Below are 13,366 nucleotides of genomic sequence, written 5' to 3' on the forward strand. Positions count from 1 at the left end.
CTGGTCGGCGGCCGCAGCGGCTCGTCGGCGGCTCGAACAGGCTGGTCTACGGCCCGCGTGGGCAGGGCCGCGCGCAGCCGCAGGGACAGCACCGGCGCGTCGGCGTTGTCACGGGCCACGACCTGTGCGTCGGCGTCGGTCCCACGCCCCAGCCCGAGCAGGGCGCGGAGCATGGCGACGGCCCCCTCCGCACCGAGGTACAGCGGTCCCGCCGGACGGTCGACCGACGCACCGCAGGTGATCGTCTGGTCCGCACCCGGGGCCGGGTCCACGCCGCTGGACAGGTCGTCCAGGCGGGCCAGGACCGGAAGGCCGGCGGCCTCGGCCACGGCGCGGCGGGTGAGGGCGAACATGAACGCCCCCTCGGCCAGCTCGACCTCGGTCTGACCGGTGAGCGCCTCGACCATCCGGCGCATCACGACGGTGCTGTTGCCGTTGACGCCGCCGACCAGGGCGATGTCCACATCGCCGGCGCGCAGGTAGCGCGCGGCGACCTCGCAGGCGCCCAGTGTGGAACCGAAACCCAGGTCCAGGGTCATGTTCGGCCCGTTCAAGCCGAAGTAGTTGGACACCCGCGCCGAGATGACGTTCGGCATGATGCCGGGGAAGGAGTCCTCGTTCGAGGCGGGGACCGTCTCCCGGACGACAGCGCGTAGCGCGCCGCGCAGCGCGTCGTCGAACCCGACCTCGTCGGGGAGCGCGTCCAGTGCCTCCAGGGCGTTGTCCAGGTGGCACCGCTTGCCGTACAGGACGGCGTGCCGGGTCGGACCCATGTGCCCGAGGAACACACCGGTGTTGCCACGGTAGCTGTCCCAGGCGTCGCCGAGCAGGCCACGCAGGTCCTCCGCGCAGCGCAGCACCATCAACTGGCAGCGGTCCAGGGTCCGCAGCACCTTCGGCGGCATCCGCAGGACGAGACCGCTGGTGTCGTAGGTCGGGCCGAAGCTGCGCTCGGGTGCCGAGCCGGTACCGGCGAGCCAGTCCCGCACCTGGCCCGCGTCGAAACTGCCCGGCACGTGTGCCGACCACGCCGTCACCACGATCTCGTCGGCACCGGGTCGCTCGTGTGCCACCGGCCGGTCCTGCACCACGACGTGTGCGTTGGTGCCGCCGAATCCGAAGCCGGAGACCGACGCCGTCCGCGGTTGCTCCCCCGCCGGCCAGGGCACCTCCGCGGTGGGGATGCGCAGCGTCGAGTCCTTGAGGCCGTACTCCGGTGGGCTGGCGGTGAACCGGTGCTGGGGCAGGATGGCCTCGCGCCGGAGACTCTCCAACACCTGGATGAGGGAGACCACCCCGGCCGCCCAGCCGGTGTGCCCGATCAGCGCCTTGTTCGAGGTGATGTACAGCGGCTTCGACGCGCTGAGCACATCGCGGATGCTGGTGATCTCGCACAGGTCGCCGGCGGGCGTGCCGGTCGCGTGCGCCACCACCCAGTCCGGCCGGGTCGTGGCGGGCACCTTCGCCAGGGCACGCTCGATGGCGAGCCGTTGGCCGGCCACGTTCGGTGCGTAGATGGCCTTGCCCCGGCCGTCCGACGAGGTGCCGACCGCGCTGATGTAGCCCAGGACGGTGTCGCCGTCGCGGCGGGCGAGGTCGGCGCGCTTGAGGGCGACCGCGGCGGCGCCGTCGGAGAAGAGCACCCCGTCGCAGTCCTGGTCCAACGGACGGACCCGGCCGTTACGGGAGAGCCCGTGCAACTTCGCGAAGAGTACGGCGTTGCGCGGACCCACCGCGAAGCTGCCGCCACAGACCGCGACGTCGTGCTTGCCTTCGAGGATGCCCTTGATGCCGATGTCGACGGCGTACAGCGCGGACGAGCAGGCGGTGTCGACCATCATCAGCTCGGTGCGGTCGGGCAGCAGCCCCTTGATGGCGCCGTTGCCGACCTGGAACGGCATCAGGTTGCCGAGTGGTGCGTGCTGCAAGGGGTAGTGCCCGGCGAAGATGTCGCGGGCCCGCTTGATCAGGTCGTCGCGGCGGGCTCCGGTCCAACCGGCCCGGCCGGCCGCCTCGACGAGGTCGTCGAGCAGTCCCTCGGCGACCAGGGCCTCCTCCAGGTGCTGGTTGCCGTCCGGGGTGTACCCGACGACACACGACAGCCGGTCACCGTCGGGCAGGCGCACCCCGGCCACGGCGTCGTGCACGGCGTGCCGCAGCCACTGGGTGGTGTACTCCGTGCGCCGGGGATCGGGGCCCAACTCCGCCGCCAGCCAGGGCTGTGGCCGGTAGCCGTCGGCGTAACCGCAACGGGTCTGGTAGGTCTTGTCCTCGTCGGTCCCGACCGGGGAGTAGAACGACTCGACGCGAAAGCGGTCCGGGCGGACCTCGCTGAGCAGCTCCGGCCCGTCGGTGAGAATCTGCCAGAACTCGCCGGGGTCGTTGGCCCCCGGCACCACGAGACCGGCACCGACCACTGCGATCATCGAGCGTTCCGGATCGTCCGAGGGTTCCGCCCGCTCCCGCACCGTGACCCCGACCGGGGCGGTCGTCTCGTCCGCCGGGCCGCCGACGGGCGGTCCGGGCAGTGCGGCCACCCCGTTCACCGGCACGGCGGTGGGTACCGGGTCGCCCGCCGGTACGGCGGTGGGCGCCGGGTCGCGCGCCGGCTGCCCGGTCCGCCAGAGGCTCGCCGGGGTCAGTAGCCGGCCGCCCAGCGACAGCCCACCGTCGGCCAGGATCGTCTGCCCGGTCACCCACCGTGCCGCGTCGGACAGCAGGAACATGACCACCTCGGCGAGATCCTCGGGACCGCCGAGCCCGCCGAGCGGCGTGCTGTCGGAGACCTGCTTCTCCATCTCGTCCGGGTGGGGGAACAGTCGTGCCACGTCACCGGCGATGAGCCCGCCCGAGGCGGTGTTGACCCGGATGCCGTCCGCCGCGAACTCCACAGCGAGATACCGGGTGAGCGCCTCCACCGCCGCCTTGGCCGTGCCGACGGTCAGGTAGTTCCCGACGGTCATGCCCGCGCCGACGGACGAGAGGTTGACGATGGCGCCACCGCGCTGGCGCATCAGGCGGTGGGCACGCTGCGCGCACCACAGCGAACCCTTGAGGTTGCTGTCGATGGCCCGGTCGACGTGCTCCTCGGTCGTCTCCAGCGCGGTCATGAACGCGCCGCTGGCGGCGTTGTTCACCAGCAGATCCAGGCCCTGGTGGCGCTCCGCGATCTCGTCGAACATCCGGTCGACCTGCGGGCGTTGCGCCACCGAGCCGCGGAGGACCTCGACGGACAGGCCGCGAGCGACGAGTTCGTCCCGCAGGAGCTTGGCGACGTCGTACGAGTGGAAGCAGTTGACGATGACGTGGGCACCCTGCTCGGCGAGGCGGGTGGTGATCACCCGGCCGATTCCCCGGGCCCCGCCGGTGACGAGTGCGGTCTTGCCGTCGAAGCGGTACATGCGGTCTCCCTCAGACGGTCGTCGGGGTGCGGGAACCGGTGATCAGGTCGACGACCCGGCCGAAGGTCGGGTAGTTCGCGACGCTGAAGCCGTCCGGGTTGACGGGCAGGCCGAAGTGCCGTGCCGCGCGGGCCAGCAGGTCCGTCTGCTTCACCGAGTCGACCCCCAGGTCGGCTTCGAGCGAGACGTCCTCGGTGAAGACCTCCGCCGGGTACTCCAACGCGTCGCCGTACAGGCGGGCCAACTGCTCACGCACCGCACCGCGGTCCAGACCACCCACCGGAACCTGGGCCGGTTCGGCCGGGGCGGGGTGGGTCGCGCCGGCGGAGCCGCCCGGCGGTGCGACGGTGCTCCCGGCGGAGGCCCGGAAGGCAGCGAGTCCGGCGCGCAGCGAGCTGGCGACGACGTCGTGTCCGCCGGCAACCCAGTACCTGTCGAACTCCTCCGCCGACGTCTCCCCGATCAGGTGCCGCAGTTGCGTGACGAGCGCCGGTCCGACCCCACCGGTGAGCAGCGCCACCCTCTCGGCGCTCACACCACGGCGGCAACTGTCGTCCGTCGCGACCGCGGTCCAGTCACTCCGCTCGTGCAGGACCCGGGCGGTGATGTCAGTGAGAACCTGCCGCCCGCCGCATTCGACAAAGACATCGTGGCCATTCGCGTAGGCGGCCCGGACGCTGTCGTGAAAGGCGAACGGCTGGACGAGGTGGCCGGCCAGCAAGGTAGGTAGGTCGTCCGTCGCGGCGTAGTGACGGCCGAGTATCGGCGAGTACACCGGGATGGACGGAGCCATCCACGTTATGTCCTTCAGTGCGGCGGCGAAGGGCGCGACCGCCGGTTGCAGCGCGGCATTGTGGAATGGGTATGGCGTCGGCAGGCGAGTCGACACGACCCCGGCCGCGGCGAGGACGGCGCAGGCGGCCGTCATGGCATCCACCGGTCCGGCGATGACCACTTGCTGATCTTCGTTCTGGCCGGCGATGGTGACCCGGCTGTCGCCGAGCAAATCCAACAGAGCGGTGGCCCGGGTCCGGTCGACTGGCACGGACGCCATGAAGCCGGTGTCTGGAGAAAGCGCGTTGAGTGCCTGGATCCGCCGGGCCACGATCCGTGCGCCGTCCCGCACCGAACAAGCGCCGGCGGTGGTGAGTGCGGCGATTTCACCGAAGCTGTGTCCGATGTGTAACAACCCGATTGCGCCGGCCTCACGCAACGCCGCCTCGGTCAGCACGGAACCGGCGTAGATGGCGAACTGCAGCAGGTCAGGCGCGTCGCGGAGCAGCTCGGCCGCATCGCTGTCGTGGTCGGTACGGAGTCGGCCAAGGTCGACCCCCAGCTCGTCTCCCGCCACGTCGGCAATCTCGTCAAACAGGTCGCCGGTGGCTGGATACCGTTGGGTAACACGCGCCAGTAGACCCTTGGAATAACCGCCCTGACCTGGAAAGAGGTAGACAGCACTTGCCGTCGAAATCATTTTGATAAACCCCCGTTGATCTCAGTGACTCGGAAGTTGCAAAGCCAGTTTTACTCGGCGGATCGGCGGGTCGCAGCCCGCCAAACGTCCAATTCGAGTGGAGCTGAATTATTAAAGGATTTGATATAGCCGGTCGGTTGTCCGGATTTCGCAATATAAATACCCTGACGCTTGCACCGTCCGTGACAGTGGTGCCACAACGGGTATAACTGTGATCCGCGTCACACCGTATTGACCGATACGACTTCGGCTATTCTGATCGAGCTTGGCCGGGCCGATCTCGCGGCGAACAAGGTCATGTCCGTATTCGCATTTTCGATTCAGGTCTTTCCGTTGGCGCCCAACGGGGGCGGTGTGCGCAGGAAGGAAATTCATGTATGACGTGATAGTCGTGGGTGCGCGCTGCGCGGGGTCACCCACCGCCATGCTGCTGGCCCGCGAGGGTTTCAAGGTTCTGCTACTCGACCGGGCCGCCTTTCCCAGTGACAGCCCGGTGTCGACGCACCTCGTCCACCCGCCCGGGATCCGGCGGCTACGCGACTGGGGCCTGCTCGACGAGTTGCACGCGTCCGGGTGCCCGCCGATCCGCGAGTACGGCCTCAAGACCGGCTCGGTGGACCTGATGGCGCCGCTGCCACCGGACGAGGACGTCGACCTGGCGTACGCGCCGCGCCGCGTCGTCCTTGACCAGATTCTCGTCAACGCGGCCGTACAGGCCGGGGCGGAGCTACGCGAGAACGTGTCCGTGCAGGAGTTGGTCACCGACCAGCACGGAACGGTGATCGGCGTCCGGGGACAGGCGCGCGACGGCGGACCGTTCACCGAGCACGCCCGGCTCGTGATCGGCGCCGACGGCACCCGCTCCAAGGTGGCGCGGCTGGTCGACGCCCCCATCTACAACACCCGGCCCGCGCTGCTCAGCAGCTGGTGGACGTACTGGGACGGGCTGCCCGTCGACAACGTGCCGACGTGGCGGGACAACCACCGGTACGCCTTCGCCTGGCCGACCAACGACGGGCTGACCCTGGTCGGTGTGGCGTGGCGCACCGACGTGTTCAAGAGGCTGGCCGGTGATCCGTCGGCGTCGTACTTCTCCGCTCTCGGCGAGGTGGCACCGGAGTTCGTCGAGCGGGTGCGCGCCTCGACCCAGGCCGAGCGCTGGCTGACCGGTTCGGTGCCGAACTTCTTCCGCCGCTCGTCCGGCCCGGGGTGGGCACTGGTCGGGGACGCCAGCTACAGCCGCGACCCGTGCACCGCGTCCGGCATCACCGAGGCGTTCCGTGGCGCGGAGTACCTCGCCGAAGCGGTACGCGATGGGCTGTCCGGGCGACGGCAGCTCGCCGAGGCGCTGGTGGCGTACGAACGTCGGCGCAACACCACGAGCCTGCCCTACTACGAGTACACCTGTGACTTTGCCGCCCTGCGGCCCTACCCGGCCGACGTGGTGGCCATCATCGAGGCCGCGACCCGCAGCCCGAAACACGCCAGCGACCTGGTCGGGCTCTTCGGGCAGACCGCGTCGCCGGTCGACTTCTTCGGCTCGGCGAACATGCGTGAACTGCTCGCCGACAGCGCTCGGGGGCCGGCCGAGCCGTGGCGGCTGAGCGTGCTGCGGTGGATGCTCGCCCGCCGGCTGGACCCGCTCACGAACCGTCTCATCGCCAACCGGTTGGGTGAACTCGGACCGTTTCTGAAGACGGTGTGGGGCAGCGGCCGGCTCCCGGAGGCCAGCCTCACTCCGCCCGGGTGACGCCGGGCCGGCGCACCCGGGGGTCCGGCCGTGGGAACTGTCGGCGCACGAAGGCGTCGAACGCCGGCCGCGGCAACAGGTGACGCATCCCCAGCACGCTGCGGGCGAGCATGCCGACCGGGTAGTGGGAGCGCGGCCGTCGGCGCCGCAGGACGCGCTCCACGACCCGGGCGACGTCGTCGGCCGAGACGGTGAACCGCGCGGCGAGACCGCGCCCGTCGCCGCTGTAGATGGCCGCGTAGTACGCGCCGGCGCGACGTCCGAAGTCACCGTACGGACCGTCATCCCCCGCCGGGAAACCGGCGACGTACCGTTCTCCCCAGGGAGTACGGACCGGCCCGGGTTGCACCACGACCACTCGGATGCGGAATTGCGCGACCTCGAGACGCAGGGCGTCGCTCTGCGCCTCGACCGCGTGTTTGCTGGCCGCGTAGAAACCGCCACCCGGGGTGGCGAAGCCGCCAAAGATGGACGACATGTTGACCACGGTGCCGGCGCGCGCCGCCCGCATGCCGGGCAGTACGAGCTGGGTCATGCGGACCATGCCGAAGAAATTGGTCTCAAACTGCTGCCGAACCCGGTCGATATCAGTTTCCTCGATCGTGCCCGGCAGACCGAAACCAGCATTGTTCACCAGCAGGCCGACCGAACCGTGGTCACCGACCACGCGATCCACGGCGGCCCGGGCGGAGTTGTCGTCGGTGACGTCCAATTCCACAGTGCGCATTCCGGCCGCCGCGAGATCGGCGACCCGGTCGAGTCGGCGGGCGGTCGCGTACACCGGAATGCCGGCCCGGTGCAGCCGCAGCGCGACGGCCCGCCCGATGCCCGACGAACCGCCGGTGACGAGCGCGGCGGGCGGGGTCGCCCGCCGCGGTGCCCCCGTCACGACGTGACGGACTCTTGGGCGGCGCTGTCATCCGTGATCGGCGCCGCGTGGGCTTCGGCGTTACCCGCCACCGCCACGGCGTCGAGCGCCCGCTGCAGGGTCACCGTGTCCTCCAGGGTGCGGATCTTGGTGATCTTGCCCCAGCGCATGTGCAGAATCTGGTTCACCGTGTTCTCGTAGCGGGTGCCGTCCGGCAGCGGCCCGGAGACGTGCGCCACGGTGGCGATCCGGGTGAACCACGGGCCGCCGGCCACGATGACCTCGTCGACCTCGAAGCGGGCGTCCGGGATCAACCGGAACACCCGCTCCCACCACAGCCGCATCGCCGCAGCCGTGCGCCGCTCGCCGGACAGGGCGTGCGAACCGTAGAAGCGGTAGCTGAACTCGGGAGCGAGCGACGCGAGCATCGGCTCGTAATTGCCCTTGTTAATCTCGGCGAAAACCGCACGCACCTTGGCAGCGACAATGCGATGGTACATAACAGCCTCCGTGACTGGTCCCCCGACGTCGCCAGCGAAGCCGCTGCGGACATCCATGTCGACGCGATTATTCATGAGCTGTCGATGCGTCGCAACGCCCTCGACAACGAATTCCGTATCGAATTCTTCGTTATCGCGTCAGACGGTCGTGCGCGACCACTGCTGGTTGGTGCCGTTGTTGCACGGATACTGCTGGAGAACCGCGCCGTCGGCGGTGGAGAGAGCCGGCACGTCCACACACTTGCCGCTGTGGCGTGCGCGCAGTGCGAAGTAGCTGCCGTTGGCGACCAGCTGGAACTGCTGGTTGGTGCCGGTGCCACAGGTGTACTGGATCAGCTCGGCGCCGTCGGCGGTCGAGGCGTTCGCCACGTCGAGGCACTTCCCGCTGTGCCGGCTGACGACGCGCCAGTAGCCGCTGCCGGCGTCCTGGAACTGCCACTGCTGCCAGGCGTTGCCGCCGTAGGTGTACTGGCCGACCCGCGCACCGTTGTCGGTGTTCGGTTGCTGGACGTCCATCGACTTACCGCTGTGCCGCACGGTGATCCGGTAGAACGTCCCCGTCCCGGGCGGAGGCGTCGTGGGGCCGCCCTCCACGGTGTCACCCCACCCGTACCGGATCCGGTCGGCGCCAGAGGTGTTGCGGAGGGTCAGGTCGAGGCTGGTGCCGCTGCCACTGAGCGAGAACATCGAGTACCAGTCGTAGCCGATGGTGCCGGGCTTGCCGCCGAGGGCGGGCCAGTAGGTGCCGCCCATCTGGTTGTCCCGCATGACCTGGGCCATGGCGCGGATGTAGCGCACGAAGTTGTCGGTGCTGCTCGCGTCGGCGTAGTTGCGGCCGTCGTTCATGGGCGCGCCGAACTCGGTCGCGACCGTCCGGGAGGCGCAGTTGCCGAGGCGGGTCTGGATGTGGCTGCGGAAGGCGTCGTAGGTCATCGCGCCGTAGAAGAAGGCGTAGTAGTGGAAGGAGAGCAGCGTCGAGTTGAAGCGGCTGTCGTTGCAGATGTCCCGCAGGTCCTGGCTGAAGCCGGTACCACCGATCAGCACCCGGCCGGGCACCGCCGAGTAGTGGTAGCTGAGCCAGTCGGCCGCCACGTTGCGCCACTCCGCCGAGCTGTAACCGTGCGGCTCGTTCATCGGCTCGAAGTAGACGTTGGCGTTCCCGCCGTACGTGTTGGTCACCGTCGACCACATCGCGTTCCACGCGGCGAGGTTGGTGATCCGGCCACCGGAGGCGGCGCCGTCCTCCCAGTAGGCCAGAATGACCTTGAAGCCCCGCGCGGTGGCCGCGTCGATGGCCCCTCGATAGGCCTCCCACCAGGCCGTCCCCACCGTGTGGGTGTTGATGGGCAGTCGGATGGTGTTGACTCCCAGGGTGGCGGCCATGTCGTCGTAGAGCGCGTTGGCCTTGGCCCGTACCGTCGCGTTGCTGTCGGACGAGCTGAGACCCTGCACGACCAGCGGGCCGGTGCTGAAGTTGTCGCCCAACACCGCCCAGTTCATGCCCCGGAACTGATTGGTGGCGGCAGCGGCCGGGGACGAGGTGACGACGACGGCGCCGCCAACCATCGCGATCATGCCGGCCACCAGGGCGATCAGCATCCGGCGCAGCGACCGGACGCGCGCTGATGCTGCCGGTACGTGCCCATCGAACGACGTGCTTCGGGTCATGAGATGTCCAATCGATCTGGGACCGGAGTCGGAAACTCGCTTACCGGGTCAGCTGGTGACCCGGAAGGTGGCGTCGGCGCGGCTCTGCGCGTCGGTGACCGGGTCGAGCCGGAGCAGGTAGCTGTAGTGCCGGACGTAGCGGTCCGGGTGGCTGTAGGACTGGAACGACGTCCACGAGGAGTCGGCGAGGCCGGCGACCTGCCGGAAGGTGGCGTCGGCGGCGAAGGTGGTGGTGCCGTCGTTGGCCTCCAGCCGGAAGTCGTACCCGTAGTGGCGCAGGTAGTGGCCCGGGTAGTTGACCGACTGGATGGAGACCGTGCCGGAGCCGACCAGGCCGGGCACGAGCCGCCACTGACCATCCTGCGCGGGGCTGACGTTCGGGTCGATGCGGGCGTCGTAGTCGGCGTGCCGCACGTACCGGTCCGGGAAGTTGTACGACTGGATCCGGTTGATCGCGCTGTTCGGCCAGCGAGCGAGCACCCTGCTCTGTTCGGCCGCGGTCAGGTTGAGGATCGAACCATGCCGTTTCTTGGTGCCACCGAGGCTGTACGAGCCGGCGGCCGGCAGCCGGTAGGCGCCCGGGCTCGACGGGTTGGTGGTCAGCACGGGCAGGTAGCCGCGACCACTGGCGTACTGGTCGAGGTAGAGGACCCACTCGTTGCGGGCGTTGAACGGCATCCACATCGGGCCTTCGACCTGGGCCCCGGTCAGCCCGATGCCGGAGAGGTTCCCGAGCGTGGTCCAGCTGCCGAGGATGGAGTTGCTGCCCTCGATGGTGATCTGACCGTCCCGGGACGCCCGCCCATATCGGTAGGCGCCGACGCCGGACGGCACCTCGACGATCTGGGTGTCGATGATCTCCTGGCTGCCGGGCCGGCTGATGTAGACCTGCGGCGTGGTGACGCTGCGGAAGTTCGTCGTACGCGCGGCGTAGATGCGGTGCTTGGTCGCCCCGTTGAGCGGGACGTTCGTCGCCCAGTAGAGGACGTAGTCACCGGTGGCCGGGTTCCAGATCGCCTCCGGTGCCCAGGCGTTACGCCCGTCCGGAATCGCCCCGGCGACGTTCAGCAGCCACGGCGCCGACCAGTTGACCAGGTCGGTGGACTCCCACACGACAAGGCTGCGGCTACCGTTGTTGATCGCGCTCGACCAGTCCTGGCCGCAGCCGATGCAGAGGTCCGTGGCGATGACCCAGTACCGGTCGCCGGCGGGTGAGCGGACCAGGGCAGGGTCGCGGACGCCCCGGGTGCCGACTGTGGAACGCAGCACGAGCCCGCCGTTGTTGAGGTCCGTCCAGCGCAGGCCGTCGCTGCTGTGGGCGAGGTAGATCTGCTGGTCGGTCGACGACTCACCGGTGAAGTGCGCCATCAGGTACCCGACGGTCGGGTCGAGCGCGGCGGCCTCCTTCGGGGTGGCCGCCGACCAGGTGGTGAAGAGCAGCAGCGCGGCGACGGTGACCGCGCCGATCCGGGAGAGGACTGTCGGCATCGGTCTTTCTCCTTCGGGCAGGGGCGTACGAGTCAGCTACAGGGTCGGTACGACGGGCCGGATGGTGCCGTCGGCGTTGAACTCCATCCGGTCGATGGCGGTCTCCCGGTTGGTGCCGTTACCGGCGGGCACGGCGAACCGGTGGTAGGCGATGTACCAGGTGTCGCTGTTGGGCGCCCGGACCACGGAGTGGTGGCCGGTGCCCCTGATGCCGACCTCGAGCCGCTTCTGCAACACCACGCCGCGAGCGGTCCACGGACCGAGGGGCGATGAGCCGGTGGCGTACCCGACGCGGTAGTCCTCGCTGCGCGTGTCGCCCTCTGACCACATGAAGTAGTACAGGCCGTTGCGCTTGAACACGAACGGTGCCTCGTTGTAGCCGGCCGGCGTGACGACCCGCGCCTGCGTCGGGTCGAAGGAGGTCATGTCGGCGTTGAGCCGCACCGCCCGGGCCACGCCCTGCCCCCAGTACAGATAGGACTGGCCGTCGTCGTCGGTGAAGACCATCGGGTCGATCGTCTGGCCGCCGGCGAACTGGTCGGCGCGGACGAGCGGCCGGCCCAGCGCGTCCCGGAACGGCCCGGTGGGGCTGTCGGCCACCGCGACGCCCAGTTGCTTCGCGGTGCTGCCGCTGGCCGCGCCGCCGCTGAAGTACAGGTAGTACCGGCCGTTGGCGCTGGCCACCGCCGGCGCCCAGGCCGAGTTGTCCGCCCAGGAGACGTCCGGGCCGTGGTCGAGGATCACCCCGTGGTCGGTCCAGTTGACCAGGTCGGTGGAGGAGAACGCCTTGTAGTAGGTGCCGGCCCAGCCCGCGTATCCGTCGGTGGTCGGGTACAGGTAGTAGCGGCCGTTGAAGACCGCGATGTGCGGGTCGGCGAAGAGACCCGGGAGCACCGGCCCCTTGGTGTTCCTGGGTGCCCAGGGCGCGGCGAGACGGAAGGAGCTGTCCGCCCGGAACGTGGCCGTGTCCTGGTAGGCGTCGAGCCAGAGGGCGAAGTCGCGGTGCCGGATCCGCCGGTCCGGATAGTTGTACGAGGTGAGCGCCACCGATCCGGAGACCGAGCCGTCCACCGCACAGAAGGTGGCGTCGGCCCGGAACGTCGCGTCGCCGGTGTTGGGGTCGACCCGGAGCCGGTAGTCGCGGTGCCGCAGGAACAGACCGGTCTTGGTCTGGAACGAGTAGCAGTTCGGCGACGCCAGACCGTTGACCACTGTGAAGGTGGCGTCCAGCTTGACCTGGTTGGCGCTGCTGGAGGTCACCGGGTCGATCCGGGCGAGATGGTCGGCGTGCCGCACGTACCGTCCGGCCTGGTTGACCGCCTCCAGCGAACGGGCGCCGGTCGGCAGCGTGGCGGCGTGCGCCGGCTCCTCGGCGACCACCACGAAGGCGGCGGCGGCCACGGCGGAGAGCACGAGCAGTGAACGCAGACGCATCGTCATGCTCCCGACAGTCGGTGGAAGCGGCTGGGGTCCGGTGGCCGGTGGTGCGGTGCCGAACGGCGGGATGGGCGGCCAGATGGCGCGGCCAGGTCACCCTCGGCAAGCAAGATCATTTATGTTAGCGTTAACAAGATCGATTAGAGTTCGCCCAGGTTCGCGGTGCGCCATCGGGAGTCGGGCGACCCTTCGGGCCGGCCCGACAACGATGTGTTCTGTTCGTTACGGCTAGGTTGCGGACAAGTGTTAGCGATGCCATCTGACGTGTCAAGGATGCCGCCTCTGGTCAGGCCGGCAGCACCAAGGAATCTGCTTCCGTCGATCCGCCGCAGCTGGCTCGGTCCGGGCCCGCGGGCGGTTGGCCGGGCGCTCGCGTCAACGGATGCCTACCGTCTGGTGATCCGGTTCGATGACGGCGACGACGCGTTCGTCGTCGCGCGGGTACGTCTGGTCGGTGTATGTGGCGACGATCCGATCGATGATCGACCAGGCGAGGTCACCGTCGATCCAGTTGACGACGCGGCCGCGTACGGCGATCGGGGTGAACGGGTTGTCGGCCGGGGCGATGGACAACGCCAGCCGCGGGTCGCGGCGCAGGTTGCGGGCTTTACGGGTGCCGGGCCCGGTGAAGATGACGATGTGCTCGTCGTGGGTGCCGACGTAGACGGGAGTGGCGTGCGGCGAGCCGTCCGGTAGGACGGTGGCGAGGTGGGCGATCGGTCCCTCGTCGAGCACACGGCGGATGTCGGGATGCAGCATGATGGTTTCTCCCGGTGTGAC

Annotated in this window: 9 protein-coding genes; 1 reads left to right on the forward strand and 8 read right to left on the reverse strand. The window is 69.5% G+C overall.

Annotation, left to right across the window (positions count from 1 at the left end):
- Together JM949_RS10845 and JM949_RS10850 are read right to left on the reverse strand one after the other, a co-directional pair.
- Positions 1 to 3,401: SDR family oxidoreductase (locus JM949_RS10845; RefSeq protein ID WP_203148280.1), on the reverse strand; the 3,401-nt coding region annotated here is incomplete at its 3' end.
- Between the two features lie 10 nt (positions 3,402 to 3,411).
- Positions 3,412 to 4,875, reverse strand: coding sequence for an acyltransferase domain-containing protein (locus JM949_RS10850; protein WP_203148281.1), 1,464 nt, complete (start codon positions 4,873 to 4,875; stop codon positions 3,412 to 3,414).
- Between the two features lie 373 nt (positions 4,876 to 5,248).
- On the opposite strand from JM949_RS10850, the gene JM949_RS10855 reads away from it, so the two are divergent.
- A complete protein-coding gene (locus JM949_RS10855) occupies positions 5,249 to 6,625 on the forward strand; it encodes an NAD(P)/FAD-dependent oxidoreductase (protein WP_203148282.1) in 1,377 nt (458 codons plus the stop codon).
- Here JM949_RS10855 and JM949_RS10860 read toward each other — a convergent pair.
- The 6 genes from JM949_RS10860 to JM949_RS10885 all read right to left on the reverse strand — a co-directional run bounded on the left by JM949_RS10860 (position 6,609) and on the right by JM949_RS10885 (position 13,345).
- On the reverse strand, positions 6,609 to 7,514 hold the full coding sequence (locus JM949_RS10860) for an SDR family NAD(P)-dependent oxidoreductase (protein ID WP_203148283.1): 906 nt from the start codon (positions 7,512 to 7,514) through the stop codon (positions 6,609 to 6,611). The two genes, JM949_RS10855 and JM949_RS10860, sit on opposite strands and share 17 nt — an antisense overlap.
- Positions 7,511 to 8,068, reverse strand: coding sequence for a nuclear transport factor 2 family protein (locus JM949_RS10865; RefSeq protein ID WP_203148284.1), 558 nt, complete (start codon positions 8,066 to 8,068; stop codon positions 7,511 to 7,513). Before JM949_RS10865 ends, JM949_RS10860 begins: the two co-directional genes overlap by 4 nt.
- A gap of 63 nt (positions 8,069 to 8,131) precedes the next feature.
- Complete coding sequence (locus tag JM949_RS10870) at positions 8,132 to 9,661, reverse strand: RICIN domain-containing protein (RefSeq protein ID WP_203148285.1); 1,530 nt, start codon at positions 9,659 to 9,661, stop codon at positions 8,132 to 8,134.
- 48 nt (positions 9,662 to 9,709) lie between these two features.
- Positions 9,710 to 11,149 (reverse strand): glycoside hydrolase family 43 protein, encoded by a 1,440-nt coding sequence (locus JM949_RS10875; protein ID WP_203148286.1) that lies wholly within the window; start codon positions 11,147 to 11,149, stop codon positions 9,710 to 9,712.
- A 36-nt stretch (positions 11,150 to 11,185) separates the two neighbouring features.
- Positions 11,186 to 12,589, reverse strand: coding sequence for a family 43 glycosylhydrolase (locus JM949_RS10880; protein ID WP_203148287.1), 1,404 nt, complete (start codon positions 12,587 to 12,589; stop codon positions 11,186 to 11,188).
- Positions 12,590 to 12,961: 372 nt separating this feature from the next.
- The gene (locus JM949_RS10885; RefSeq protein WP_203148288.1) at positions 12,962 to 13,345 is read right to left on the reverse strand and encodes a TIGR03618 family F420-dependent PPOX class oxidoreductase; all 384 of its coding nucleotides are present in this window, start codon (positions 13,343 to 13,345) and stop codon (positions 12,962 to 12,964) included.
- Between the last annotated feature and the right edge of the window lie 21 nt (positions 13,346 to 13,366).

It is taken from the genome of Micromonospora tarensis (assembly GCF_016803395.1).
Lineage (GTDB): Bacteria > Actinomycetota > Actinomycetes > Mycobacteriales > Micromonosporaceae > Micromonospora > Micromonospora tarensis.

What these genes read in the sequence shown, in the direction of transcription:
- JM949_RS10850 (WP_203148281.1), bottom strand. Translation starts at nt 4,875, where the DNA reads ATGATTTCGACGGCAAGTGCTGTCTACCTCTTTCCAGGTCAGGGCGGT.
- JM949_RS10855 (WP_203148282.1), top strand. Translation starts at nt 5,249, where the DNA reads ATGTATGACGTGATAGTCGTGGGTGCGCGCTGCGCGGGGTCACCCACC.
- JM949_RS10865 (WP_203148284.1), bottom strand. Translation starts at nt 8,068, where the DNA reads ATGAATAATCGCGTCGACATGGATGTCCGCAGCGGCTTCGCTGGCGAC.
- JM949_RS10870 (WP_203148285.1), bottom strand. Translation starts at nt 9,661, where the DNA reads ATGACCCGAAGCACGTCGTTCGATGGGCACGTACCGGCAGCATCAGCG.
- JM949_RS10875 (WP_203148286.1), bottom strand. Translation starts at nt 11,149, where the DNA reads ATGCCGACAGTCCTCTCCCGGATCGGCGCGGTCACCGTCGCCGCGCTG.
- JM949_RS10880 (WP_203148287.1), bottom strand. Translation starts at nt 12,589, where the DNA reads ATGACGATGCGTCTGCGTTCACTGCTCGTGCTCTCCGCCGTGGCCGCC.
- JM949_RS10885 (WP_203148288.1), bottom strand. Translation starts at nt 13,345, where the DNA reads ATGCTGCATCCCGACATCCGCCGTGTGCTCGACGAGGGACCGATCGCC.